The sequence below is a fragment of the Janthinobacterium sp. AD80 genome, assembly GCF_002878455.1.
Classification (GTDB): Bacteria; Pseudomonadota; Gammaproteobacteria; order Burkholderiales; family Burkholderiaceae_D; genus Janthinobacterium.
In genome coordinates this window covers 117,282-143,015 of sequence record NZ_NRDQ01000020.1, presented here as the reverse complement: position 1 = coordinate 143,015, position 25,734 = coordinate 117,282, and the positions used below count along the sequence as shown (strand labels likewise).

22 protein-coding genes and 1 pseudogene are annotated in these 25,734 nt (G+C 64.3%); 9 read left to right on the top strand and 14 right to left on the bottom strand.

The genetic code is table 11. The annotated features are described in order from the left end of the window. Positions 1 to 257 precede the first annotated feature (257 nt). Positions 258 to 911 (top strand): phasin family protein, encoded by a 654-nt coding sequence (locus JaAD80_RS05310; RefSeq protein ID WP_102293210.1) that lies wholly within the window; start codon positions 258 to 260, stop codon positions 909 to 911. A gap of 370 nt (positions 912 to 1,281) precedes the next feature. On the opposite strand, the gene JaAD80_RS05305 is transcribed toward JaAD80_RS05310, so the two are convergent. Then, on the bottom strand, positions 1,282 to 2,244 hold the full coding sequence (locus JaAD80_RS05305) for an alpha/beta hydrolase (protein WP_102293209.1): 963 nt from the start codon (positions 2,242 to 2,244) through the stop codon (positions 1,282 to 1,284). A 93-nt stretch (positions 2,245 to 2,337) separates the two neighbouring features. Further along, positions 2,338 to 3,255: a LysR family transcriptional regulator ArgP gene (locus tag JaAD80_RS05300; RefSeq protein WP_102293208.1), complete on the bottom strand. Its 918-nt coding sequence runs from the start codon at positions 3,253 to 3,255 to the stop codon at positions 2,338 to 2,340. Between the two features lie 203 nt (positions 3,256 to 3,458). Between JaAD80_RS05300 and JaAD80_RS05295 the strand changes: the two genes are divergently transcribed. After that, the gene (locus JaAD80_RS05295) at positions 3,459 to 4,064 is read left to right on the top strand and encodes a LysE/ArgO family amino acid transporter (protein WP_102293207.1); all 606 of its coding nucleotides are present in this window, start codon (positions 3,459 to 3,461) and stop codon (positions 4,062 to 4,064) included. Here JaAD80_RS05295 and JaAD80_RS05290 read toward each other — a convergent pair whose 3' ends face one another. Further along, a complete protein-coding gene (locus tag JaAD80_RS05290; RefSeq protein WP_102293206.1) occupies positions 4,065 to 5,501 on the bottom strand; it encodes a coniferyl aldehyde dehydrogenase in 1,437 nt (478 codons plus the stop codon). A 139-nt stretch (positions 5,502 to 5,640) separates the two neighbouring features. Between JaAD80_RS05290 and trxC the strand changes: the two genes are divergently transcribed. The 5 genes from trxC (at position 5,641) to JaAD80_RS05265 (ending at position 8,428) form a co-directional block, all read left to right on the top strand. Further along, positions 5,641 to 6,093, top strand: a complete 453-nt coding sequence (gene trxC / locus JaAD80_RS05285) for a thioredoxin TrxC (protein WP_102293205.1) — start codon at positions 5,641 to 5,643, stop codon at positions 6,091 to 6,093. Between the two features lie 70 nt (positions 6,094 to 6,163). Continuing rightward, positions 6,164 to 6,673 carry a MarR family winged helix-turn-helix transcriptional regulator gene (locus tag JaAD80_RS05280; RefSeq protein ID WP_374755227.1) on the top strand — a complete coding sequence of 170 codons (510 nt, stop codon included), beginning with the start codon at positions 6,164 to 6,166 and terminating at the stop codon, positions 6,671 to 6,673. After that, on the top strand, positions 6,670 to 7,416 hold the full coding sequence (locus JaAD80_RS05275) for a HEAT repeat domain-containing protein (RefSeq protein WP_258002815.1): 747 nt from the start codon (positions 6,670 to 6,672) through the stop codon (positions 7,414 to 7,416). The genes JaAD80_RS05280 and JaAD80_RS05275 overlap by 4 nt, the downstream gene beginning before the upstream one ends. An 18-nt stretch (positions 7,417 to 7,434) precedes the next feature. Continuing rightward, the gene (locus tag JaAD80_RS05270) at positions 7,435 to 7,770 is read left to right on the top strand and encodes a DUF6616 family protein (protein WP_102293203.1); all 336 of its coding nucleotides are present in this window, start codon (positions 7,435 to 7,437) and stop codon (positions 7,768 to 7,770) included. A gap of 64 nt (positions 7,771 to 7,834) precedes the next feature. Further along, positions 7,835 to 8,428, top strand: a complete 594-nt coding sequence (locus JaAD80_RS05265) for a DUF1287 domain-containing protein (RefSeq protein WP_102293202.1) — start codon at positions 7,835 to 7,837, stop codon at positions 8,426 to 8,428. On the opposite strand, the gene JaAD80_RS05260 is transcribed toward JaAD80_RS05265, so the two are convergent. Further along, the gene (locus JaAD80_RS05260; protein WP_102293201.1) at positions 8,397 to 9,884 is read right to left on the bottom strand and encodes a PLP-dependent aminotransferase family protein; all 1,488 of its coding nucleotides are present in this window, start codon (positions 9,882 to 9,884) and stop codon (positions 8,397 to 8,399) included. The genes JaAD80_RS05265 and JaAD80_RS05260 overlap by 32 nt on opposite strands. A gap of 104 nt (positions 9,885 to 9,988) precedes the next feature. On the opposite strand from JaAD80_RS05260, the pseudogene JaAD80_RS31350 reads away from it, so the two are divergent. Both JaAD80_RS31350 and JaAD80_RS30570 read left to right on the top strand, forming a co-directional pair. Beyond that, positions 9,989 to 10,309: pseudogene (locus JaAD80_RS31350) on the top strand (carboxymuconolactone decarboxylase family protein); the annotation flags it as partial. Positions 10,310 to 10,578: 269 nt separating this feature from the next. Next, on the top strand, positions 10,579 to 10,698 hold the full coding sequence (locus tag JaAD80_RS30570) for a glycine zipper 2TM domain-containing protein (protein ID WP_180979309.1): 120 nt from the start codon (positions 10,579 to 10,581) through the stop codon (positions 10,696 to 10,698). A gap of 6 nt (positions 10,699 to 10,704) precedes the next feature. On the opposite strand, the gene JaAD80_RS05245 is transcribed toward JaAD80_RS30570, so the two are convergent. The 10 genes from JaAD80_RS05245 to JaAD80_RS05200 all read right to left on the bottom strand — a co-directional run bounded on the left by JaAD80_RS05245 (position 10,705) and on the right by JaAD80_RS05200 (position 25,712). Then, the gene (locus JaAD80_RS05245) at positions 10,705 to 11,214 is read right to left on the bottom strand and encodes a DUF1993 family protein (RefSeq protein ID WP_102293200.1); all 510 of its coding nucleotides are present in this window, start codon (positions 11,212 to 11,214) and stop codon (positions 10,705 to 10,707) included. Between the two features lie 99 nt (positions 11,215 to 11,313). Next, entirely contained in the window at positions 11,314 to 12,300 is a 987-nt protein-coding gene (locus JaAD80_RS05240) for a DUF2167 domain-containing protein (protein ID WP_102293199.1), read from the bottom strand. Positions 12,301 to 12,450: 150 nt separating this feature from the next. Beyond that, on the bottom strand, positions 12,451 to 13,476 hold the full coding sequence (locus JaAD80_RS05235; RefSeq protein WP_102293198.1) for a succinylglutamate desuccinylase: 1,026 nt from the start codon (positions 13,474 to 13,476) through the stop codon (positions 12,451 to 12,453). Next, the gene (locus JaAD80_RS05230) at positions 13,476 to 18,188 is read right to left on the bottom strand and encodes an NAD-glutamate dehydrogenase domain-containing protein (RefSeq protein WP_102293197.1); all 4,713 of its coding nucleotides are present in this window, start codon (positions 18,186 to 18,188) and stop codon (positions 13,476 to 13,478) included. Before JaAD80_RS05230 ends, JaAD80_RS05235 begins: the two co-directional genes overlap by 1 nt. Positions 18,189 to 18,336: 148 nt before the next feature. After that, positions 18,337 to 19,677, bottom strand: a complete 1,341-nt coding sequence (gene astB, locus JaAD80_RS05225; protein WP_102293196.1) for an N-succinylarginine dihydrolase — start codon at positions 19,675 to 19,677, stop codon at positions 18,337 to 18,339. 25 nt (positions 19,678 to 19,702) lie between these two features. Beyond that, a complete protein-coding gene (gene astD / locus JaAD80_RS05220) occupies positions 19,703 to 21,199 on the bottom strand; it encodes a succinylglutamate-semialdehyde dehydrogenase (protein WP_102293195.1) in 1,497 nt (498 codons plus the stop codon). Continuing rightward, on the bottom strand, positions 21,192 to 22,256 hold the full coding sequence (gene astA, locus JaAD80_RS05215) for an arginine N-succinyltransferase (RefSeq protein ID WP_102293194.1): 1,065 nt from the start codon (positions 22,254 to 22,256) through the stop codon (positions 21,192 to 21,194). Before astA ends, astD begins: the two co-directional genes overlap by 8 nt. Before the next feature lie 12 nt (positions 22,257 to 22,268). Next, positions 22,269 to 23,300: an arginine N-succinyltransferase gene (locus tag JaAD80_RS05210; RefSeq protein WP_102293193.1), complete on the bottom strand. Its 1,032-nt coding sequence runs from the start codon at positions 23,298 to 23,300 to the stop codon at positions 22,269 to 22,271. An 85-nt stretch (positions 23,301 to 23,385) separates the two neighbouring features. Further along, positions 23,386 to 24,627, bottom strand: coding sequence for an acetylornithine/succinylornithine family transaminase (gene astC, locus JaAD80_RS05205; protein ID WP_102293192.1), 1,242 nt, complete (start codon positions 24,625 to 24,627; stop codon positions 23,386 to 23,388). A 140-nt stretch (positions 24,628 to 24,767) separates the two neighbouring features. Continuing rightward, positions 24,768 to 25,712: a GlxA family transcriptional regulator gene (locus JaAD80_RS05200; RefSeq protein WP_102293191.1), complete on the bottom strand. Its 945-nt coding sequence runs from the start codon at positions 25,710 to 25,712 to the stop codon at positions 24,768 to 24,770. Positions 25,713 to 25,734 lie beyond the last annotated feature (22 nt).

The window sequence follows — 25,734 nt, the reverse complement described above, 5'->3', positions numbered from 1 at the left end:
CTGATACTGACGCTCGCCAATGGCGGGCCGTCCAGCCAAAACTTTCTGCGCAGCCTCGCGCACCTTTGATCCAGATCATCCCTCGCGGACTGTGCTCACGTAGCCTTGGGACTCGCGTTGCAAAGCATCTCTCCACCAATCGGATATGTTTTTCGCGTCTCGTGGCACAGCCCGGCCGTCTGCCCAACCGTTCGACAGCCGGTGGTGTCGCCATATATTTTTATGTCCACCCAACTGTTCTTTAATGAGGAAACTCCATGTATCCATATTCCCGTAGTGTTACCCCTGCCGCCAAAAACCATCTGGAAGCCCAACTGGCCTTTTTCAACGGCCTGTCGAAGTCGCTGTTCCAGTCGGCACAGCAATTCAATGACCTGAACATGCAGCTGGCGCAAGGCTTGCTGGAAGAAAGCTCGATCACCAGCCAGAACCTGCTGACGGTCGAGCGCGCGGAAGATGCGTTCCAGGTGGCGGCCGCCTCGGGCCAGCCGGCTGCCGAGCATCTGCGCAAGTACCAGCAGCAACTGTCGCGCCTGGCCGCCGATACCCAGGTCGAACTGGCCAATGTCGCCGAGCAGCATGTGAATGAAACGAGCCGCACGGCCAAGGCACTGGCTGAAGAAGTGGCCCGCACGGCGTCGGAAGAAACGGAGAAAAACGTGCGCAAGCAACAGGAAGCCATGCAGCGCATCGCCGAACCGTTCCAGTCGTATCACCAGAACGGCGCCAACCGCGACCAGCAGCGCGGCGCGCAAAGCCGTGACGGCCAAAGCTTGCAAAGTGCCGGCCAGCAAGGCAGCCAGCAAGGTAGCCACCAGTCGGCCGGTAGCGAAAGCTCGGCCAGCGGCAGCGCAACGCAAGCAGGCGGCGCACAAGGCAAAAGCAGCAGCAGCGCCAGTCGTAAAGAGTAAGCCTGCCGTTGCCGGCGCCTGAACCGTCCCCCAAGGGCCGAGCCTCGGGGGATGGCGAGTGTGCCGCGCAACGCTTTGCTGGCCGTAGTGCAGGCAGTGGCTCGGAGCGGGGTTTGCGCTGCATGGCAGGCTGTATTTCCGAGCATGTTTCAGGCCCTGTTTCAAACCAGGTGGCAGGCTGTCTTTCAGCCTGCGCGGCGGCGGGCAATGCCGTTCTTGCCGGTCGTCGTTTGCGCGCACTGCTTGCGCGCACTGCTTGCGTGTTGCCTGTCCCCTGTAGCCTGCCGCTAGTTGTTACTTGTCACTTGTCACTGCTACTTGTTACTTGCTGCTTGCTGCTTGTTACTTGCCCGGGCAGAACGCCCGTTCCTCAGGGGACGGGCGTTTTGCTGTCCGTGGCTTGCATGGTGGTGTTGCCGGTGGCGCTGATCCTTGGCGAGGCGCTTGCGGTGACTGGCGCGCTGTTGGCGTCGATGAAAGCGCTTACGGCATCGAGCGTGGGGGCCAGCATGCGCAAGGGGCCGGCCAGCGAGGCGACCAGGGTGGTGTGGCTGACGGTATCGAAATACGTTTCCGTCACGGGCCGCTGTCTGGCGCGCAAGGCGGCAGCCAGGCCGCCGGTGTTGCGTTGCGGATTGACCAGCTTATCCTTGCCCGGTACCGGCGCGATCAGCAGGGCGGGCGGGGCTTCGGCCGTCACGTGGTGGATGGGTTGCGAAGACGTGGGCGTATCCGGGAAGAAAAAGACGGGGCGGGCCGTCGGGTTTTCAATGGGCAGGAAGTCATAGGGCCCGGCCAGCCCTATCCAGCCGCGCAAGTCGTGCGGGTGCATGCCGTGGCGGGCCAGCAGGCTGGCATCGAGCGCCACCATGGCCGCATTGTAGGCGCCGGCGCTGTGGCCCATGACGAACAGGCGCGCCGGATCGCCGCCATGCCGGCTCGATTCCATGGCGGCCCAGGCCACGGCGCGGGCCGCATCCTGCAGGATCTCGGGATAGTGCACGTCCGGATACAGGCGATAGTCGGCGATGACGGCCAGATAGCCGCGCGATGCGAGCGCATGGCCGACAAAGGCGTAGTCGGCCCGGTTGCCCGAGGTCCAGTTTCCGCCATAAAAGAAAACCACCACGGGCACGGGTCCCGCATGGATTTTCGGCGCATATACATCGAGTTTTTGCCGGGGCAGGGGGCCATACGCGAGGCCGTGGGTCACTTGCGAAGCGCTGCCCGACGACAGGGTGTTGATGGCCGTCAAGGGTGAGCAGGCAATCAGGCCGGCCGCCAGCGGAATGCTGGCCAGCAAACCGAGCAAGGTGGTGCGCAGGATCGTCATGCTTGCCCCTGGTGTGGATGGATGATGTGTGCAGTGTAGGCCAGGCAGGGCAGGGTATGCACGAGGAAGTTGTATTCAAGCATATTTAATTGGTTAAAGTGTTACATCCGGCTTGCTCTGGCCATCTTGCAGCAGCCATTTGCGGGCTGTGGCGATGACGGCGTCCGACAGGGTGCGCGTCAGCGGCGTCTGGATATCCCAGGCATGCCAGATCAATGGCACGTCAAGCGCCTGGCCTGCTGCCACATCGACCAGCCGGCCGGCTGCCAGCGCCGTTTCCGCCTGCAGCAGCGGCACCATGCCATAGGCAAAACCCGCTTCGATGAAGCGCACGAAGTCGCGCGCCGAGCCCAACACGTGGTGCGGATAACGTCCCGCATAACCGAGGCGGTGCTGCAGATAGCGTTCATGCAGCGCATCCTTGCTGCCGAAGGTGATGGCGGGCGCCTGGCTGACGGCTTCGACTGTAAAACCCTCCGGAAACCATTGCTGCGCGAATGCGGGCGAGGCCACGCACAGATAGCGCATGCCGCCCAGCGGCGTGGCCGTGGTGCCGGCCACCAGGTCGGTGGCGCTGGTGACGCAGGCAAATACGCGCCCTTCGCGCAGCTGGCTCAAGGTGTGGTCCTGGTCGTCGAGGCGGATGTCGAGCAGGCAGGACGGCGGCGTCAGCAGCGGCCCCAGCGCTTCCGGAATCCAGGTGGCGGCGCTGTCGGCGTTGACGGCGATGGCCAGTTCCGGCAATTGGGTGGTGGGTCCCGGCTGGGCGTCGAGCGCCGCTTCCAGCAGCTTGACCTGGCGGTAATGGGCGATCAGGCGCTGGCCCGCCTCCGTCGGCGCGGGCGGATGGCTGCGGATGATCAGCAAGGTGCCTTCCAGGTTTTCCAGGGTACGGATGCGCTGCGACACGGCCGGCTGGCTGATCGCCAGCGCATGCGCGGCCTTTTCAAAGCTGCCCAGGCCGATCACGGCGTCGAGGGCGGCCAATCCACGGTAGTCCACGACGCGCATAAGTTTCTCTTATATATGTTTAGAATCATTCATTATACTTATATTTACTTTTTCTTTACACTGTTGAAATAGGGTAACAACTCCACTCCTCGCGCGGTCCTGCTGGTACCGCTACACCCTCCACCTACCTCTGATGACTTTGCCGTTCGCGGCAGAGCGTGGGCGGCCGTGCGCGTGATGGAAAGCAATAGAAAGGAATCGATATGGACAGCGCAATTTTCTTGAAAGGCATGGGACTCGGGGCCAGCCTAATCGTGGCCATCGGCACACAAAACGCCTTCCTGCTCAAGCAGGGCTTGAAACGCCATTACGTGCTCACCTGCATCCTGGTGTGCCTGGTGTGCGACGCCATCCTGATCACGGCCGGCGTGGCCGGCATGGGCACCTTTATTGCCGACAACCCGAATTTCCTGCTGTGGGCCAAGGCCGGCGGTGCCACCTTCCTGATCGCGTACGGTTTGCGGGCCGCCAAATCGGCCTGGCGTCCATCGGCCATGACGGTCTCGGCCGCCAAATCGCCGGAAGGCTATTGGGCCGTGATTGGCGCGGCACTGGCGTTCAGCTTGCTGAACCCGCACGCCTTCCTCGACACGGTGATACTGCTCGGTTCGATCGGCGGCCAGCATGAAGGCATGGGACGCTTCTACTTTGCCGGCGGCGCCATCATGGCCTCGGCCCTGTGGTTCTGCCTGCTGGGCTTTGGCGCCCGCTACCTGGCGCCCGTGTTTGCCAAGCCCATGGCCTGGCGCGTGCTCGACGGCATCATCGCGCTCGTCATGTGGGCCATTGCAGCCTCGCTGTTCCTGTAATCAGCGGGTCAGGAAGGCCAGCATGCGGCTGGCCAGCTTGCCATATGGCGGCCGTAGCAGCGTCAATGGGCTGTAACGGGCCTGGTAAAACACGGGCCGCAGCTTGCTGAACGTGTGGAAACCTTCGACGCCGTGGTAGTGGCCCATGCCGGACTCGCCCACGCCGCCAAACGGCAAGTCGTGCTGGCCTACGTGGAACAGGGCGTCGTTGACGGAGACGCCGCCCGACATTACCCGGTCGATCAGCCGCTGCACCGTCCGTGCATCGTTGCTGAATGGATAGATGGCCAGCGGACGCGGTCCCGCGTTGATGCTATCGATCACGCTTTGCAAATCGGTGTACGCGCGCAGCGGCAGGATGGGTCCGAAGATTTCGCGCGTCAGCAGCAGGCTGTCCTCGGGCGCGCCGAGCACGATGTGCGGTGCGATCTTGCGCGTGGCGCGGTCATATGCCGGGCCGGGCAGCAGTGAAATCACTTCTGCGCCCCGCCCGCGCGCCTCGTCGAGTGCCTGCAGCAGGCGCTCGAACGCAGGCTGGTCGATGATGGACGTGTAGTCGGGCGTGTCCAGCCGAGGGTAGCGTGCCGGCATGATGGCGCGGGCATGCGCGACGAAGGCGGCGATGCTTGCCTTGGGCAGCCAGGCGTGGTCGACGCTGGTGCAGATTTGCCCGGCGTTCATGTATTTCACGTACAAGATGCGCTCGGCTGCCGTGCGCACGTCGAAGTCGGTGCAGACGATGGCCGGCGCCTTGCCGCCCAGTTCCAGTGTCACGGGGCACAGATTCTGCGCGGCGGCCGCCATGACGGCGCGTCCCGTCTGGCCGGAGCCCGTAAACAGCAGGTGGTCGAAAGGCAGTTGCGAAAACGCGATGCCGACGCCACCCGTCTCATCAAAAAACTGCAGCTTTTCCGGCGCGAAATAGGCGGGCATCTTTTCGATCAGCAAGCGGGCCAGGTGGCGTGAATTCTCGCTCATCTTGACCATGGCGCGGTTGCCGGCGGCGAAGATGTAGCTCAAGGGTACCAGACTCAGGTTCACTGGAAAATTCCATGGCACGATGACGCCGACCACGCCCAGCGGCTGTGGGATGACGCGGTTGCGGGCGCCGGGAAAGTTGCGCCAGTCCACGCTACGCCGCTGCGGCCGCATCCATTTTTTCAAGTGCTTGAGCACATGGTCGATGCCATCGATAGCGGGAAAGATCTCCGCCAGCAAGGTTTCGTGCCTGGAACGGTTGCCGTAGTCAGTGCTGATGGCCTCGCACAAGGCCTCGGCATGATCGCGGATGAAGCGCTGCAAGGCCAGCAAGTCGCGCTTGCGTTCGGCGAACGTGGGCGCGGGGTGGGCCAGGCAGGCGGCGCGCTGCGCGGCCAGGGTGGCGTCCAGTTGCGCGTGTGGCGGGCGGTCGGGCAAGTCGTGTGCGACAGCGTGCATGTTTCTCCTTTGCCGGCTCAGCAAACCGCAAGCCGTTGCGGGCTACTATAGTGGAGTATTTGCAAGCGTGCCAACGGCGCGCGGCGTTACGCCGTAAAATATTCCGCATGCACTTTCCGGCACGCTTACCAGGATCACCATGACCACTGCCACTACAGACTCCCTGCACATCGTGTGCCCCCATTGCGACGCCGTCAACCGCCTGCCGCAGAGCCGTCTGCGCGAACAGCCTGCGTGCGGCAAGTGCCAGAAGGATTTGTTTACGGGCCAGCCCGTGGACCTGGCCAGCGCGCGTTTCCTCAAGCATGTCGAGCGCAGCGATATCCCCGTGCTGGTGGATTTCTGGGCGCCGTGGTGCGGACCGTGCCGCAGCATGGCGCCATTCTATGCCCAGGCCGCCAAGACCCTGGAACCCGCGTTTCGCGTGGTGAAGGTGAATACGGAAGCGTCGCCCGACCTTGGCGCCCGCTTCAATATCCGCAGCATTCCCACGCTGGCCCTGTTCGTGGGTGGCGTGGAAGTGGCGCGCCAGCCGGGTGCCACCGATGCGAACGGCATCATTGCCTGGGCCAGGGACAAGGCCCGCCTTTGAAGCGGCAGGAAAACCGCTGAGGTTTTCCATTTGACATTTAATATGGCGCCATATTATATTGCGCCATATGATAAAACTTGAACAGAAATATACGGCCCTGCTGGGCGACGTGCAGCGCCGTGCCAGCGGCCTCGACATGGCACAGTCCACGGCGCGCTTGCGCCTGTGCTTTGAAGTGCTGGGCCTGGCATCGGCCATCGATGGCGATTGCGCCACGCGCCTGGGCCGGTATGGTTTGTCGGAAGGCAAGTTCGTCCTGCTGTTCCTGCTGCGCGGCGAGCCGCAGGGCTTGCCGCCGCATGTGCTGGCTGAACGGGCAGGCGTGACGCGCGGCACCGTCACGGGTTTGCTCGACGGCCTTGAACGTGACGGCTTCCTCACGCGCCACGCGGACCAGCTCGACCGGCGCAAGCTGCTGGTACGCCTGAGTGTCAAGGGTGAGAGCGTCGCCGCCACCTTGGTGGATGAACATGCGCAATGGATCGCCAGCCTGTTTGCGGACTTCACGGCGGAAGAAATGCAGTTGCTGAGTTCGTTACTGGAAAAAGCCTGGCGCAAGACGGACCGGAGCCAGGCGTGAGCAGGGGCGTCGCCGATATCGATCCCGCACGGCTGGCTTTGCTGAACCAGGGCAGCGTGCCCAGCACCACCCTGACGGAAGGGCTGGCCATCGATTTTGCCGTGTTGCTGGAAGCTGCCGCGCCTGCCGTCGGCAGTGCCCGGCTTGCCTGCATGCGCGCGCAAGCGGATGCCGGCATCACCCGGCGCATGGCGCTGGCGGCGCAACTGCTGCTGGACGCCGAAATGGACCTGTCGCCGTTGCAGGCGCACGCGTCCGATACGGTACGCGGCTGGGTCTGCTTCGCCATCGCTGCGCAAGCTGATCTGGATTTGCCGCGGCAGCTGGCCGCCATGCGGCCCTTGGCCGACGACGGGCATTTCGGCGTGCGCGAATGGGCCTGGCTGGCGCTGCGGCCCCGGCTGGCCGGAAATCTGGCACAGTCCATCGCGCTGCTGGCATCCTGGACGGCGGATCCATCGGAACGCCTGCGCCGTTTTGCCTGCGAAGCGCTGCGCCCGCGCGGCGTGTGGTGCGCGCATATTGCCGAGCTAAAACAGCAGCCACAGCTGGCCTTGCCCCTGCTGCAGCCCTTGCGCGCCGATCCGGCCAACTACGTGCAGGATTCCGTCGCCAACTGGCTCAACGACGCGGCCAAGAGCCAGCCGGATTGGGTGCGCGCCCTGTGCGCGCAATGGCTGGCGGAAAGCCCCCATGCCGCCACCGTGCGCATTTGCAAGCGCGCCCAGCGTTCGATTTCGTGATTCTTTGGAGGAAACTATATGCATTATCTGCTGGAACTGTATAGCCCGAAACCAGCCTGGCTGGCCCTTGACGTCGCCGCGCGCCAGGCATATTTCGCCACCGTGGGCGAAGGCATGGCGGCTTTGTCCGCCATGGGAGCGGAAGCACTGGCCATGGGCGCCATCGACGGCGGCAAGCTGCATGCAGCGCCGCAGCAATTGTATGCCGTGTGGCGCTTCCCTGACGACGCGGCGCTCGATGCCTTGCTGGCCGGTATTGCCGCCACGGGCTGGCATGATTACTTCGAAACCATCAACGCGGCCGGCCCGTCCGTGGATTTTCCCGCCCACCTGGCGCAACTGGCCGCGCTGTGAGGAAACGGCGTTTTTCGCCCGCATCAGGTAAAGTCTGGCGTATTGCCACCATTGCCTGACTGTCATGCCGTTCAAACAGCTTCCCATCCTGCTTTTTTCCCTGTTGCCGCTGGCGCTGCACGCCGCAGCGGCGGCCACGCCGCAAGCCCTGGTTGCCGCCGCCCGCAGCCAGGTCGGCGTGACGCTGCAGTACGATCCGCGCTACGAACGCCTCGCGTATCCGGGTGGCGACGTGCCGCTGGAACGGGGCGTGTGCACGGACGTGGTGGTGCGCGCCTACCGCAAGCTGGGCCAGGATTTGCAGGTGCTGGTGCACGAGGACATGCGCAAGGCGTGGGCCGTGTACCAGCAGCAAGGGCGCTGGCAGATGAAGGGGCCGGACCGCAATATCGACCACCGCCGCGTGCCCAACCTGGGCACTTATTTTGCACGCCACGGCACCAGTTTGCCGCTGAGCAAGGAAGCGGGCGCTTACCGCGGGGGCGACATCGTCACCTGGCGCTTGCCGGGCAACCTCACGCATATCGGCATCGTCAGCGACAGGCAAGCGTGGAATGGCGTGCCGTTGATCATCCATAACATCGGCGCGGGCGCGCGCGAGGAAAACATCCTGTTCAGCTATCCGATCACGGGACACTACCGCTGGCAGCCGCGCTGATGTGCGCAGGCGCCGTCCTGATGGGCGTCATGTCCTGCAAGATGGCCAGCACCTTGGCCAGCGCCGTGTCGATATCGACCTTGTCGATGGCGCCATAGCCGAGAAACAAGCCTTCGTGGCGCGCCTCGCCGTGATAGAAGCTGGCCAGCGCATACAGGCTGATGTCGGCCAGCCGTGCCCGGCGCAGCAGTTCGGCGATGTCCAGCGGCGCTTGCGCCAGGGCTGCCACGTGGAAGCCGGCGCTGGCCGGCACCAGGCGGAACCATGGCGCCAGCGGACCATTGAACCAGTGCTGCAGGCGCTCGCGCCGTCCCGCATAGATATCGTGGCAGCGGCGTATGTGGCGCAGCAAGTGGCCATCGCCGATGAACTTGGCCAGCGCATGCTGGCCCAGGCTGGCCGTATGGCAATCGCTCAGGTACTTCACCGTTTCCACGGCGGCCACGATGGCTTGCGGCAGGACGACGTAGCCCAGGCGCAATTCCGGCAGCATGATCTTGGAAAAGCTGCCCACGTGGGCCACGATGCCGTAGCGGTCCATGCTTTGCAGGGAATCCTCGGGCCGGCCTTCGTAGCGGAAGGCGCTGTCGTAATCGTCTTCGATGATGATGGCGCCCAGCTGGTGCGCCCGCTCCAGCAAGGCGTGGCGGCGCGCCATGCTCATGGGCATGCCGAGCGGGAACTGGTGTGCGGGCGTGACATAGATCAGCCGCGTGCCGTCGGGAATCTGTTCGGCCACCAGGCCATCCTCGTCCACGGCGACACCCGCCACGCGCGCGCCCATGCTGGCGAACACGGCGCGTGCAACGGGATAGCCGGGTTCCTCGACAGCAACCGTATCGCCAGGTTCCAGCAAGGTGTGCGCCAGCAAGTACAGCGCTTGTTGCGCGCCGCTGGTGACGACGACCTGTTCTGGCGTGCAATGGATGCCGCGGCTGAAGGCCGCATGGCCGGCGATGGCCGTGCGCAAGGCTGGCAAGCCGGCCACCGGCGCATAGCGGCCGCGCGCCTGGCCATCCTGGCGCAACGCGTGCAGCACGCAGGCGCGCCATTCGTCCTGCGGGAAGTGCGACGGCGTGGCGCGCCCGCCGATAAACGCATAGCGCGCCGGCATTTCCTGGCTGGCCCGGCGCAAGGGCGTGGGCGTGGTTTCCCAGCGGGCAATGCGCGGGGCGCTGGCCAGCGGCGTGCTGGCATGGCGGCGCTGCGGCGAGGCGTGCGGCGTCTGCACGAAACTGCCCACGCCGACCTTACCTGCCAGCAGCTTTTCATAACCGAGCTTGTCATAGACGTCGGATACCGTCTTGCGCGACAGCCCCAGCTGGCTGGCCAGCAGGCGCGAGGGCGGCAATTGCTGGCCATCGGCCAGCCGGCCCGAGCGGATGGCCTCGCTGAGCTGGCGGTACAGCTGTCCGCCCAGGTCGCGCGTGCCGTCGATCAGGATATGTAATTCCATGTTGTGCCTGCTGGTGGTCTGCCGGTTTTCGGCGGGATTGGTCTGCGTGACGTGATGCTTGCGCTTCTACAATCATGCATCTCTACTTTATCAAGGAATGCATCATGACACAGCAACGACTCGATTTCGCACAAGCCTCGCCCGACGTGGTCAAGGCCATGTACGCGCTGGAAGCGGCCATCGCCAAGCTGGGCCTGGAACACTCACTGCTCGAACTGGTCCGTCTGCGCGCTTCGCAAATCAATGGCTGCGCGTTCTGCGTGGACATGCACACGGCCGATGCGCGCAAGGCGGGCGAAACGGAGCGCCGCCTGTACGCCGTGTCCGTCTGGCGCGAAACGCCATTCTTCACGGCGCGCGAGCGTGCCGTGCTGGCCTGGACTGAAGCGCTGACCCTGTTGCCGCAAAGCCAGGCGCCGGATGACGYGYAGCGGCCCTGGCGGCGCCTGTCGCCGCGCCGCTGGCTGCGCCTGTCGTGGCACAGGCCGTGCCAGCACCTGCACCAGCCCCCGTCGTGCACAAGCGCGTCGTGCACCACACGCAAGTGGCGCAAGCGCGCCCTGCTTACAACGACAACAATGATGGCTACCGCGAGACGGCCTACCGCGAACCCGTGCGCCAGCAGCCAGTACCTGCGCCGGCACCGGCACAGCCCAACTACGTTGGCATCGGCGCGGGTGCCGTCATCGGCGGCTTGATCGGTAATCAGGTGGGCGGCGGTCGCGGCAAGGCGCTGGCGACCGTGGCAGGCGTCATCGGCGGCGGCATGCTGGGCAATGCGGTGCAGAACCAGGTGCAGCAGCCACAACGCTAATCAATCTCAGTCGTACGGTCCCAGATAGTCAAGCTTGCCCACGGCCACGCCATTGTTTCTCAGGATGGCGTGGACCATGGAAACGTGAAAATAGAAATTCGGCAAGGCAAAGCTGAGCAGGTAGTTATCGCCCGAGAATTTCGTCCCCTCGTCGGTCCAGTTCAACACCACTTCCTTCTGCGCGCTGCCCGCCATCTGCCCTGCGCTGACGCCGTCGATGTAAGCGATGGTGTTGGCGATGCGTTCCTGCAATTGCTCGAACGACGCTTCGTTATCCTCGAACTTGGGCGCCGGCACGCCGCTCAGGCGCTCGACCGACATCTTCGAGGTATCGCTGGCGCGCTGTACCTGCGCCGCCAGGTCCAGCATGTCGGGCGCCAGTTGCGCGCCCAGCAAAATCTCGGGCACGATGCCATCTTCCTCGACGTGGGCCTGGGCTTTTTCCAGCAGGGCCGAGACGACCCGCAAGCCGCGGATGAAGACGGGAATGGTTGCCTGATACATGGACACGGACATGGCGGACTCCTGATAGTGAACGATGAGCCAGTGTACCCGAGGCGCTGTTTTCCGGCGGCGCGCCCGTGTGCGTCAGCGCACCTTGCGGCCCAGTTGCGCTTACTTGTCCAGGTTGACCTTGCCGTCCGGTAAATGCGCTGGCTGCTCAACGGACTGCTGCGGCGGTACCGGCGCCGGCTGGTCCTTGCGCTTGCCAGTGAAAAACTTGACGATGACGGCGCCGCCGCCTACCACGGCCAGGAGCAGCACTTTCTTGAAGGCCAGCAGCAGCGCCAGCAGTTTGCCAAACAGGCCCAGCTTGCTGGCCACGCCGCCCGCCACCAGCGCCGCCAGGCCATACTCGGCCACCTTGTCCGTCTTGCTGTCGAAATCCGTGTAGCGGTTACCCTCGGTAAATTCCGTAAACGCCGTCACCTGCTGCATTTCTTTCTTGATCGCCTCGATCTGCTCCATGCCGGCAATCGCATTCAGGTTCAGCACGCCCTCACGGCCCAGCACCCGCACGTTGTAGTTGAGGGAATGCGCGCCGCCATCGACCATCAAGTCCTTGGCCCAGTACAGCTTGTGCGTATCCTTGGCATAACTGGGTTTTTCCGCCCAGCCCATCAAATGGATGCCGGGATAGCCCTGCTTCTTGCGCTCCGCATTGTTTTCCAGCACGGACGCCTGCATGTCCTTGAGCAATTCGTCGTACTGGATGCTGTCCGCATCGTCATCCTTGATATGCCCTTCCTTTTCGTATGTGACGATAACGCCCCAGCTGTCACGCTCAAGCACGCTGGTCCTGGCCGGCACGATCATACCCAAGGTCTGGAAGCCGGGCGGATTGCCCCAGGCATCGACCAGCACGCGCTCGGCGTCGGCGGGCGCCAGATAGCGGAAATTGTCCGGCAAATCCAGGGTGGCGATACTGCCGGGCAAGGTGATCTTGCCGCGCTGGAAATGCAACTGCGCCAGGAATTGCTCGGCTGTCATCGTCGATGCGGCGGACGTGTCGCCGGCCTCGGCCTTGTCCCCGGCATGGGCGGCAGACAGCAGGCTGGAAAGGGTCAGGCACAGCACGGCGGCCAACAGGCGTTTCAACATGATCGGTCCAGAAATTGTTAAAGGGCAAATATTCTAAACCAAATGATTGCCTAATGCATAATTATTTCCGTGCAGAATTTTTTACATGAAAAAGCGCCAGGCGGGTTTCCCCGGCTGGCGCCATGCAATGCCATAGCAAACAACACACGTTCAGGACACGCGCACCACCATCAGCCCCGCGCGCAAACCCACGCGCACGTCCGGATTCGGGAACACCACCAGCTCTTCCGCGTGCCGCACCGTGTAGACGTGGTCACCATCGCTGGCGATCACCGCATGCTGCGGCAAGGACGTGAAATTCTGCGTGCTACGGTCGAAGGCCATGCGGAATTCATCGCTGTGCTTGATGATTTCCTGCGCCACCTTGAACACGTGCGGTTGCGCCTTGACGGGCTGCGCCGGCAGCCCGCACAGCAGGCCATCCAGCGCCCGCGACACCTCGTCGAACAGGGACAAATCGTTCTGCCCCAGGGTGCCCACGCGGCCCAGCTCCACCGTGCTGGCGGCCGCGCCGCAATGCTCGGCCGAATAGTAGCTGTAGGTGCCGGCCGATTGCGGGTTCATGATGATGGCGCCGATGGCGGCCTGGCCCAGCCAGGCTATCAGCTGCGCCTTGGCCGCATCGGCCACCAGGTCCGGCACGATGGCAAACGTGGGATACACGGAAGGCCGGATGGCCGTGTGCAAATCCAGGTGCCAGCGCTCGGGACCGGCCGCCGCAAAGAACGCCTTGGTCGCCGCGATCATTTCATCGGCGCGCGCGCTTTCCGCCGCTTGCGCCAGGCTGCCCCGCACGGGGCGGAACATGCGATTCAGGTCGGCGTCGATAAAGCGCTTGCCGACGCGGATCGCATCGACATTGCCCACGCAAACGAGCAGGTCGACGGCCAGGGCCGACGCATCGCGCGACAGGGCGTCGAGCAGATGTGCCAGCACTTCGATCGGTCCTGTCTCGTCGCCATGCACGCCCACCGAAACGACCACGCTGGCGCGGCCGTCTCCCGGTTTGAGCACTTGCAGCATGCCGGGCGCCGGCAAGGCCACCGTGAATCCGGCCTTGGCGAACAGCTGCGCCACGGCGCTGAAATCAGCCTGCGCCAGCGCCTGCACGGCTGGCGGCAAGCCGCCAGCGCCCTGCACTACCGGTGTTACTAGCTGTGGAGCTTCTTGCGTCATTACACCGCCGCTTCCGCTGTGGGTTTGGCCGTGATTTTATTCACGGCTTCCGACAAGGTCCACACGTCCAGCATGGCTTGCTCCAGTTCCGTCGCCACCACGTAGGCCGACAGGCCCAGCGCGCCCGTCACCGCGTCGACCGCCTGGCCAGCATTGCCTTGCCCGGCGCGCGCCAGCACTTGCGTCAGCAGGCGCTGTTGCGTGCGGCGCAGGGCTTGCTGCGCGTAGTTGCGCAACTGTTCCTGCGACTTGCCTTGCGCGGCCAGCTTCAGGCCACGTTCCAGCGTATCGATGCCCGCCTGGCTGCGCAGGGCCAGGCCCACTTGCAGGAAGGAGGCCAGGTCCATCGCCGCAGGACGCGGCACGGACAGGGCCGGGAACAGGAAGCCGGCAACGATTTCCAGCGCGTCGACCGCGTCCCATGCCTGCACGAAGGCCGGACTCAGCCCAGGCACCAGCGCCGCTTCCGACTTGATGCCGACGGCTTTCAGCAGTTCGCGCTTCGATTCCGCGCCAAACAGGCCAGTCAGCTCGGCCAGGCCGGCGCCGCGCAACTGCTCGGCCGGCACGGACAGCACGCCGGCGATCATCGTCTGCTGCAGCACGCGCGTTTGCGCATCGACCTTGATCGATACGTCGCGCGGAATCGTCAAGGCATCCGCATCGAGCGCATCGAACACGGGCGCCAGGTTCAAGGCCACCCATGCCTGGCCCCAGGCCAGGATCACCGCCGACTCGTCCACGCCGTGTTCCGCCGCCAGGTCGCGGATCATCAATGGACCGCAGCGGTTGATCACTTCATTGGCCAGCACGGTCGCCAGGATGGCGTTGGCCAGCGGGTGGTCGAGCGCCGAACGGGTTTCCACCAGCAGGGACGGGAAGTACGGTTTGAGCACCGGCTCGGCCCAGGTTTCATCGATCAAAGGCAAAGCGGAGAGGATGCGCTTGAAGCGGTTCTTCACGTTGGCGATCACCACCGCCAGTTCCGGCGTGGTCAGCCCACGACCGTCGCTCTTCCTGCGTGCCAGTTCGGCCACCGTCGGCAATTGCTCCAGTTCGCGCGACAGGGCGCCCTCTTCTTCCAGGCTGGCGATCAGCGCGGCGTAGCCATCCTGCACGGCGCTCTCGCTTTGCGCCTGCAATTCGCGCACCAGCAAATGCGTCTGCTGCGTGTTGTCGCGCAAGACCAGGCGCTCGACGTCGTCCGTCATCGCATACAGCTCGCGGTTGCGTTCTTCTTCCGTCAGCTTGCCGGCGTTGACTTCCACGTCCAGCCAGATTTTCACGTTGACTTCATGGTCCGAGCAATCCACGCCGGCCGAGTTGTCGATCGCATCGGTGAAGATGCGCCCGCCCGCCAGCGCGAACTCGATGCGGCCCGCCTGCGTCGCACCCAGGTTGCCACCTTCGGCCACGACCTTCACGCGCAACTCATTGCCATTCACGCGGATATGGTCGTTCGCGCGGTCCTTCACTTGCGCGTGCGTCTCGGTGGAAGCCTTGATGTAGGTACCGATGCCACCGTTGTAGAACAGGTCGACAGGCGACTTCAGGATGCGGTGCATCAGTTCTTCCGGTGGCAGCGCAGTTTCTGCGATATCGAGCGCGGCGCGGATCTGCGGCGACAGCTCGATTGAGCGTGCGGAGCGCGGATACACGCCGCCGCCCGCCGAAATCAAGTCCTTGTTGTAGTCATCCCACGAGGAACGCGGCAAGGCGAACAGGCGCGCGCGTTCTTCGAACGAGACGGCGACGTCCGGTGTCGGGTCGAGGAAGATGTGGCGGTGGTCGAACGCGGCCACCAGTTTCAGCTGGCGCGACAGCAGTACGCCGTTGCCGAACACGTCGCCCGACATGTCGCCCACGCCGACCATGGTGATCGGCGTGGTATTGAGGTCGTGATCCATTTCATAGAAGTGGCGCTTCACGGCTTCGAACGCGCCCTTGGCGGTGATGCCCAGCTTCTTGTGGTCGTAACCATTCGAGCCGCCCGAGGCGAACGCGTCACCGAGCCAGAAACCGCGCTGCACGGCGATGCCGTTGGCGATGTCCGAGAACGTGGCCGTGCCCTTGTCGGCGGCCACCACCAGGTACGGGTCGGCATCGTCGAAGCACACGGTGTCGACCGGCGGCACGATATTGCCCAGCGAACGATTGTCCGTCACTTCCAGCAGGCTGGAGATGAACAGGCGGTAGACGGCTTCGCCTTCGGCCGCGATGGTTTCACGCACGGCGTCCTTCGGCATCATCTTGCAGACAAAACCGCCCTTCGCGCCGGCCGGCACGATGACGGCGTTCTTGACCATCTGCGCCTTGACGAGGCCCAGCACTTCGGTGCGGTAGTCTTCCATGCGGTCCGACCAGCGCAAGCCGCCACGGGCGACGGGGCCGCCGCGCAGGTGCACGCCTTCGAAGCGGCGCGAGAAGACGAAAATCTCGCGGTAAGGACGCGGTTCCGGCACCAGCGCCAGGCTGCTGGTGTCGAATTTGAAGATGATCTTGTCGCCTTGTTGATTGTTCTGGAAGTAGCTGGTGCGCAGGGTGGCGGCCATCAGGTCGGCCAGCGCGCCGAGGATTTCCTCGGTGTCCGCGTGGTTCACGGAAGGCAGGCCAGCCTTGATGGCGGCGATGCTTTCCAGGGCGGCGGCGTGCTGCGCGTCGGACAGCGACGGGTCGAAGCGCTGCAGGAATGCCTCGACCAGGGCCTTGACCTGGGCCGGCTGCTTGCGCAGGCTTTCGGCAATGTAGCGCACCGAGAAGCGGCTGCCCGTCTGGCGCCAGTAGCTGGTGTAGGCGCGCACCAGTTGCACTTCGCGCGTCGACAGGCCGCCTTCGATGACCAGGCCATTCAGGCGGCCGTCTTCGGCCGTGTCGTTGAACAGCGCGGCAAACAGTTCCTGCGCCACGGCGACGATTTCCGGCTGCGCGAGTTTCGCCGCGCTGGCGGCATCGACCGTCAGGCTGGTGACGAAATAGCGCGTGCCTTCGGCGGGCGAAATCGAGTATGCCTGTTCGCGGTCGATGGCCACGCCCGCATTGTGCAGGGCCGGCAGGATGGTCGACAGCGGCGGCACCTTGTTGGCCGAGTACAGGCGGATCGTCGTGACGGCGCCCGTCTCGATGCGCACGGCAACGTGCGCGGGATCGGTATTGCGCAAGATGGTGTCGAGGTCGCGGAAGGCGACTGCCGGCGCGGTGGCGGCCACATAGTCGAGCGGCAAGGTAGCGCAGAGTTTACGCAGGCTGGTGCGCAAGGCCACGTCGGGCACGGCGTCGGCCACGGCGGCAAAGCCGTTATGCCAGCCATCGAGCACGCCAAGCAGCGGCTGTTCGATATCCGTTTCCAGGTCCAGCGGGTAGCGCGCGGCGTGGGCGATCAGGTAGACGCGCGCCAGGGGGCCGTCGGCCACCAGGGTTTGCGTGCTGACGTGGGTGGCGCCGGAACTCGCTTGCAGGGCTTTCGCCAGGCTCGATGCGACGCTGGCGCTATAGCGCTCGCGCGGCAGGTAGACCAGCACGTTCAGATGGCGCGCATACACGTCGCGGCGCGCGAAGACCTTGGTGCGCGGCTGCTTGTACAGCGAGACGACGGCACCGCACACTTGCGCCAGCCAGTCGAGATCCGCTTCCAGCGCTTCGGTGCGCGGCAGCGATTCGAGGATTTCGCGGAATTTCTCTGCGCGGAAGCCTTGCTGGCGCACGCCGGCCAGGCTCAGTACCTTGGCCACGCGGCCGCGCGCAAAGGGCAGCGCCGCCAGCGGCGTGGAATTGCCGGCACGGGTGAACAAGCCGACGAAGCAATGCTCGCCCAGGATCGCGCCTTGCGCGTCCGTGTCGCGCACGCCGATGAAGTCAAGCTGCTGGTCGCGGTGCAAGGTGCCGGCGACGTCGGCCTTGACGATGGACAGCGCCGATTCGCGCTTGGCCAGGGTGTCGAAGTCGCCCGGGATATTCGCCAGGCAGGTGCCATAGACCGGGTGCGCCGTATCCTGCAGCACGCCGACGCGGCTAGGAATGTCGCGTTCCAGTTCGCGCACGCCCGGCTTGACGCGGTAATACGCATAGCCAAACACTTCAAAGCCGCCGCTGCGGGCCCATTCAAGGAAGGCGGCGACTTCCGCGCCCTCTTCGCCATGCTGGGCGGCAGCCGTCGCCACGGCGGCCAGGCGTTCGCTCATGGCGGCGCTGTCGCGGCGCACCACAAAGGCGTCGCGCGCCACCATGTCGATGGCGGCGACCAGCGCGGCCAGGGTGTCGGGCGCCAGCTCTTCATCGAGCAGCACCAGCACATACGATTCAAGCGGATCGCCAGCCTGGCGTACCGCTTCCACACTGCCGTCGACGGCACGGCGCACTGGCAGCACGGTATTCATCACGCCGCGCGCGACCAGGTGCTGGCGGCGCATGGCCATGACGATGGAATCGACCAGGTAAGGCATGTCTTCGTTCAGGATCAGCAAGGCGCTCGCCATGCCGCCACGGCCATCCGCATAGCGCAGGCTGGCGATCTGGCAGCCGTTGCCGGTGCGCTTGGCCGCTTGCGTAAAGCCCTCCACCAGCACGGGCGCCAGGCTATCGGGAGCGATATCTGCCAGGTCTTCGGCGTCGAGCGAATCGAGCCAGGCTTGCACCAGTTCGACGACAGGCGCTGCCGCCTTGCCCTTGATCAGCTCCAGCGTTTGTGTACGCAAATCTTGTGGCGTTTGATTCATCTTGCATCTCCATTACGGTAATGTGAATGTCCAACGCTGTCGTTCGGGCTTGTGGCTGGGCGGCAGCGGTGTCAAGAGACGGGGGTCACCCGTCCAATTCTGTGCTACGGAAGGTCAGTCTCGGATTTTTTCTGTGTTTTTCTGTCGCCTACAAGTCGTACAATCCAGGTAAGTTGAGGATGATCGTCAATTCTTCAAGCGCCGCGTGCACTTCCAGCGCCAGCTGCGGGTCTGCCAGGTCGCTCGGCTCCAGATGGTCGCGGTAGTGCTTCTCGACCCAGGCCACCAGGCGCTGGTACAGCGCTTCCGTCATGATCACGCCCTGGTGCATGGCGAGCGCTTCGCTTTGCGTCAGGGCCACGCGCAAACGCAGGCAGGCAGGCCCGCCGCCGTTGCGCATGCTCTGGCGCAGATCAAAATGTATCAGCTCATCGACCGGGCCGCCGCTGGCCACCAGGCCTTCCAGGTAACGCGACACGGCGCGGTTTTCCTGGCATTCCTGTGGAATCACCAGCGCCATCCTGCCGTCTTCCCTGGTCAGCAACTGGCTGTTGAACAGATAGCTGCTGACGGCGTCCGCGATCGGCACCTGGCCCGTGTCCACGCGCAGCGCGTGCAACTCGGCGCCCGTGGCGGCGACGGCGCGGTGCAGCTGCGACAGGCTGGCCTCTTCATCGGCAAACGCCTGCTCGTGATAGAACAGCACATTGCCGTTGCCGACGGCGATGACGTCGTTATGGAACACGCCCTGGTCGATCACATCCGGGTTCTGCTGCACGTACACCGTGCGCTTGGCATTCAGACCATGCAGGCGCGCCACGGCTTGCGACGCTTCCAGGGTCTGGCGTGCCGGGTAGCGCTTCGGACTCGGTGCCGACGGATCGAACTCCACGCGACCATACACGAACAATTCAACGGATGGCGCGCCGTGGCTGGCACCCAGGCGCGTGTGGTTGGCCGCGCCTTCGTCGCCAAAGGCAGGCGTCGACGGCAGCGCGTCGTGCACGGCAAAGTGCTGCTCGTCCTTGAAAATGGCGCGCAGGCTGCGCGCCGACTGCGCGTGCTCGAAGGCGCGGTGCAGCTTGTTATTCAGGTTGGCGGCCGTGAAATGCACGCGGCCATCCTGCGTGTCGGCCGACGGGCTGACCGTGGCGGCATTCGCCGTCCACATGGGAGAGGCGGAATACGCGCAGGCCAGGATCACCGGCGACTCCTTGTAGGCGCGCGCCAGCACTTCGGCATCCGTGCCCGTGAAACCGATGGAGCGCAGCAGGCGGAAATTCGGCCGGTCCTGCGGCGGCAGCAAGGCTTGCGCAAAACCGCGCGCGGCCAGGGCACGCATCTTGGCCAGGCCCTGCAAGGCGGCCTGTTTCGGATTCGAGGCGCTTTTCACATTGCTGAACGAGGCCACGTTGCCGAACGATAGTCCCGCATAGTTATGCGATGGGCCAACCAGGCCGTCAAAGTTGTATTCGCGCGTGCTGTGCATGGGGATTCCTTGATAAACCTTGATCTTAAAAATTCAGGCCGGGCGACAGCTTGGCCGGCATTTCCAGTGCGCCGTTCTCGATCGAAGCGACCGGATAGGCGCAGTAGTCGGCCGCGTAGTAGGCGCTCGGACGGTGGTTGCCCGACTTGCCGACGCCGCCGAACGGCGCCGTGCTGGCCGCGCCCGTGGTCGGACGGTTCCAGTTGATGATGCCGGCCCGCGCGCGCGTCTGGAAAGTCTGCCACAGGGCCGGGTCGTCGGACAGCAGCGCAGCGGCCAGGCCGAATTCGGTGGCGTTGGCAACCTTCAGCGCGGCATTGAAATCAGCCACGCGTATCACCTGCAGCAAAGGACCGAACCATTCCTCGTCGGGGATGCCGGTGGCGTTGGTGACGTCGACGATGCCGGCCGTGACAAAGCCCGCCTCGGGATTCAACTGGCGCATCTGCAGCAAGGTGGTGCCGCCCTTGGCGACCATGTCCGCCTGCGCCTGCACCAGGCGCGCGGCCACGGCGCTCGACACGACAGGGCCCATGAACGGCTGCGGCTGCGCATCGGAGGCGCCGATGCCCAGTTTCGCCGCCACTTCCACCAGGCGCGCTATGAAAGCCACCCCGGCGGCATTATCCTGTACCACCAGGCGGCGCGCGCAGGTGCAGCGCTGGCCGGCCGAGACAAAGGCGGAGAAGATCGCGTGGTGCACGGCCGCGTCCACGTCCTTGACGTCCCACACGACGAGGGCGTTATTGCCGCCCATTTCCAGCGCCAGCATCTTGCCCGGCTGGCCGCCGAACTGGCGGTGCAGGCTGATGCCCGTCTGGCAGGAACCGGTAAACAGCACGCCGTCGAGCAGGGCGTTCGCACCCAGCGCCACGCCCGTGTCGCGCCCGCCGTTGACAAGGTTGACGACGCCATCGGGCAAGCCTGCCTGCTGCCACAGTTGCACGGTTTTGATGGCCGTGCGCGGTGCGTATTCGCTGGGCTTGAAGACGATGGTGTTACCGGCGATCAGGGCCGGCACGATATGCCCGTTCGGCAGGTGGCCGGGGAAATTGTAAGGACCGAAGACGCCGAACACGCCATGTGGGCGGTGGCGCAGCACGGCGTCGCCATCGGCGATCTTGCTTTGCGTGATGCCCGTGCGCGCGTGGTACGACTGTACCGAGATATCGATCTTGTTGGCCATGGTGGCCACTTCCGTGCGCGACTCCCACAGCGGCTTACCCACTTCTTCCGAGATCAGGAGCGCCAGCGCTTCCGCATGTTCCTTGAGCAGCTCGCGAAAACGCACGCAGATGGCGATGCGCTCTTCGACGGGCGTGTCGGCCCACGCTTCAAACGTGGCGCGGGCGGCCTGGCAAGCCTGTTCGACTTCGTCTTGCGTCGCTTCCAGGCTGGCCCACGTCTGCTTGCCGTTCGACGGATCGATGGTGATCAGTTCACGGCCCGTGCCTGGCAGCCAGGCGCCGTTGATGCAGTTCGATGCTGCGGTAGATGAATGAAGGTTGGACGATTTAGACATGGGGATGCTTCCTCGGGTTGAGTGACAAGGTGCGCACGGTGTCGCCGTTGTGGCTACGCAGCAGATGCAGTTCAGCGTCGTCCAGCGCAATCTTGCCGCTGTGCGGATTGGCGCTGGTGACGATCATGCGGAAATCTTTCAGGTCGGTGTTCGACACCAGGTATGGCTCGGCTTGCGCGGCGTCGCCGCACGCTTCCGGCGCAGGCACTGGCACAGTCGCGGCGTCGAGCACGGCCGGCATGCTGTCGCGCATGGCGCGCAGCTCGGAGACGCGCGCCTGCAGCACGGGACCGGCGTCGAAAATATCGACATAGCCTTCAAAGTGCAAGCCTTCCTGCTCCAGCAGGCGGCGCGCGGGCGCCGTGCTCAGATGCACCTTGCCGATGACTTCCTGCGCCTCGTCGGGCAGGTAGGCCACGTACATGGGCTGGCGCGGCATCAGTTCGGCGATGAAGGATTTCTTGCCCAGGCTCGTCAGGTCGTCGACGTGGTGGAAATCCATCTTGAAGAAGTGGCGGCCCAGGCCTTCATAAAACGGCGAGCTGCCGTCCGGCGCCTGGTAGCCGCGCATTTCCGCGATCAGCTTTTCCGTGAACAGGTGCGGGAACTGGGCGATGAAGAGAAAGCGGCTTTTCGACAGCAGCTTGCCGTTGTTGCCGCTGCGGTAATCGGGATGCAAAAACAGCGAGCACAGTTCCGTGCTGCCCGTCAGGTCGTTCGACAGGTACAGCGTTTCCATGCGCGTAAATACATCGAGCTCGCGGCTCGAGTGCACCAGGGTGCCGATGCGGTAGTTATAGAACGGCTCGTCCAGGCCCACGGCGCCCTTGATGGCGCACACGCCGGCCAGGCGGCCCGTATCGGTATCCTCCATGACGAACATGTAGTCGCGCTTTTCGGGCGGGATGGTTTCGGCGAACGAGGCGCAGGCAATGGCCAGGCGGTCGCCCAGCATTTTCATGTCCGGCTTGAGCGTGGTCATGCCGGTGCCGACCTGGCTGGCCAGGCCATACAGGGCATCGAGATCGTTGGCGTTGATGGCGCGTACTACTAGCATAAAATTAACTCCTTAGATACGCACGCAAATGACGCTGTCGCCTTCGGCCACGGCCAGCGCCTCGAGCAGTTCCGCCGGCAAGCCGATGCTGTCCTGCGCTTCGAGCGCATCGCAGGTGAAGGTGACGGCGCGGAAATTGCGCTCGGCGCCGGAAGCGACCGCGTAGTGCACTTTCAGGCCCGTGCGGCTGGGCGTGACACCGGCGACCACGCGGCGCGTGAGCGAGCCCGTAAACGAGCGCAGCGCATGCTTGTGCGCCTGCAGGATCGGGCCGCCATCGAAGATGTCGATGTAGTCGTCGGCTTCGAAGCCTTCTTCCGTCAGCAAATTGAACGCCAGTTCACCGCTCGGGTGGATCTGGCCCATGGCCGCCTGCGCGTCGCCGGGCAGCAGCGGCACGTAGACGGGGTAATGCGGCATCAGTTCGACGATCAGCGTGCGGTTGCGCGCGCCGCCGATGACTTTCTCGGCATCGAGGAAATCCATCTGGAAGAACTTGCGTCCCAGCGCATCCCAGAATGGCGACTGGCCGTTGGCGTCCGTGATGCCGGCCAGCGGCACGAAGAAACGGTCGCCGAAGCGGTGCGGCGCCAGCACGGCGAACAGCAGCCGCGCGCGCGACAGCAAGGCCGCTTCCAGGCCCGCCTGCTCCATGTTGCGCACATAGAAGCCGGACAGCTGCGAGTACGCCGTCAGCTCGGAACACAGGGTCAGCGCATGCACGCTGTGACTGATGTTCAGGTCGCGCGAGACTTGCTGGATGACGTCGTTGCGGAAGGAAAAATAGGTGCCGTTCGAGCCGGCCGAGGCGAAGATGGCGGCCGTGCCAAAGATGCTCTTGTCGAGCAGGGATTCAAGCACGAAGAGATACGACTCTTCGCTGGGGATGTCGACGTGGGCGGCAAACGAGGCGATGGAGCGCTCGACGGAGGCGGCGATTTTCTCGCGCGTCCTCGGCAGGGTATGGACACCCGGCATGGTTACCGCGGCCAGCGCTTCGAGGGCTGCAATATCCGCAATTTCTACCGGACGGACAACATACATGGGTACTCCTTCAATGCTGGGTAGAACCAAGCCGGCCCGCGGCAAAGGCGGCGGGCCGGTGAACAAACAGGGAGCGAAGCTAGCTTCAGGCTTTCAGCAAGCCGTCGATGGCCACGCGCAGCAAACGGCCCGCCTCAAAGATCTGCTCGTCCGAGACGATCAGGGCCGGCGCCAGGCGCACCACGTCCATGCCGGCGATCAGCACCATCAGGCCTTGCGCTTCGGCCGCCTTCTGGATGTCTTTCGCGCGGCCTTTGTAGGCATCGCTGACTACCAGGCCCAGCAGCAAACCGCTGCCGCGCACGGCGGAGAACACTTGCGGGTAATCCGTGATCAGGCCTTGCAGCATGGCGATGGTGTTGACGCTGGCTTCTTTCACGCGCGCCAGGAAGGCTGGCGTATTGATCGTCTCCAGCACGGTCAGGGCCACGGTGGCGGCCAGCGGGTTGCCGCCGTAGGTGGTGCCGTGGGTGCCGACGGCCAGCGTTTGCGCCAGTTCATTGGTGGTCAGCATGGCGCCGATCGGGTAGCCGTTGCCCAGGGCCTTGGCGGCCGTCAGGATGTCCGGCGTGACGCCATAGCCCATGTACGCGAACAACGCGCCAGTGCGGCCCATGCCGCACTGGACTTCGTCGAAAATCAACAGGGCGCCGGTCTTGTCGCACAGGGCGCGCAATTCCTTGAGGAATTCCGGATTGCCTGGCACCACGCCGCCTTCGCCTTGCACCGGCTCGACAATCACGGCGCACACGTCATCGCCGATGGCGGCACGCGCCGCTTCGATGTCGTTGTAGGCGATGTGGTCGATCGATGGCGGCAGCGGCTCGAAGCCTTCCGTGTACTTGGCCTGGCCGCCGACGGAGACGGTAAACAGGGTGCGGCCATGGAAGGAGCTGAAGCAGGAAATGATGCGCGACTTGTGCGCGCCGAATTTGCCGTGCGCGTACTTGCGCGCCAGTTTCAGGGCCGCTTCATTGGCTTCCGCGCCAGAGTTGCAGAAGAAGGCGCGGTCAGCAAAAGTAGCTTCCGTCAATGCCAGGGCCAGGCGCAGCACAGGCTCGTTGGTGTAGCCGTTGCCCAAATGCCACAGGCTGTTGATCTGCTTGGTCAGCACATCGACCAGCGCAGGGTGGCAGTGGCCCAGGCTGTTGACGGCGATGCCGGAGGTGAAATCGAGGTAATGCTTGCCGGACTGGTCCCACAGATCCAGGCCGGCGCCACGTACAGGCACCATGGCAGCGGGAGCGTAGGTAGGAACGAGTACCTGGTCAAAGGTTTCCCGGGTGACTGGACGAGCCGTTACGGTCGAATCAAGCTTGGCATTCATAGCATTTCCCCATCAATATGTTAGGTACTCCGCAGCTACGACAGCTACGTGTGTACAGCATTATAAAAAGCGGGATGCTAAAACTCTTTTGAATCTGCGACAAGGATTTTCACAATTCATCACAGCTGTGCCTGCCTTGCTTACGCTGGCGGCATAAGCTTTCTCTGGCGTTCTTCACGGGGCGTATTGCCGAACAGGGTGCCAAAGGCCGTGGAAAAGTGCGAACCGGAGGAAAAGCCGCACATCAGGCCCACTTGCACGATGGAATAATGAGTATCGAGCAATAGTTGCCGGGAGCGTTGCAGGCGCAGCTCCAGGTAGTAGCGCGACGGCAGGCTGCCCAGGTACTGCTTGAAGAGCCGCTCCAGCTGGCGCCGCGACAGGCCCACCAGGCTGGCGATATCGTCGGTCGACAGCGGTTCCTCGATGTTGGCTTCCATCAGGGTCACCGCTTCGGACAGTTTCGGCTGCAGCACGCCAAAACGCGCCTGCAGGGCCACCCTCTGGCGCTCCTCCTTGCCGCGCACCTTGTCCACGCACAGCGCTTCCTTGACGAGCGCCTGCACGTCAGCGCCAAAGATGGTCTCGATCAGGGTCAGCGAGAAATCGATGCTGGCCGCGCCGCCGCAGCAGGTGATGTGCGGGCCGTCGATGTCGAACAAATGCGGCGTCAGGATGGCGCGCTCGGCCTTGGCTTCCGCATCCGCGTACAGGGCCCAGGGCAAGGCGATGCGCACGCCATCCATGACGCCCGCGTCCGCCAGCCACAGCACGGCCGCGCCCACGCCGCCCCAGAACGGCGCCGAGCGGCAACGCTCGATCACCGCGCGGCACAGCTCGGCACGCAGCGGCGCTTCCGTTTCATCGGCCACCAATAGCGCGATATGCCAGTTGCCGCCCTGCTGCGCCACCTGCTCGGGCGTGCGCACGTCCAGCCGCAGGGCATCCGGCCCCAGCGCACGCGCACACAGGCGCAGCGGTTGCACCAGGCCGGCCCAGGTGATCGACTCGGCATCGCCGGCGTGGACCAGCAGCAGGCGCAGCGGTTTGTCGAGGCCGATACGGGAAAGATTAGCGAAAGACATCGGCGGGGCGGAATCGGGGCAA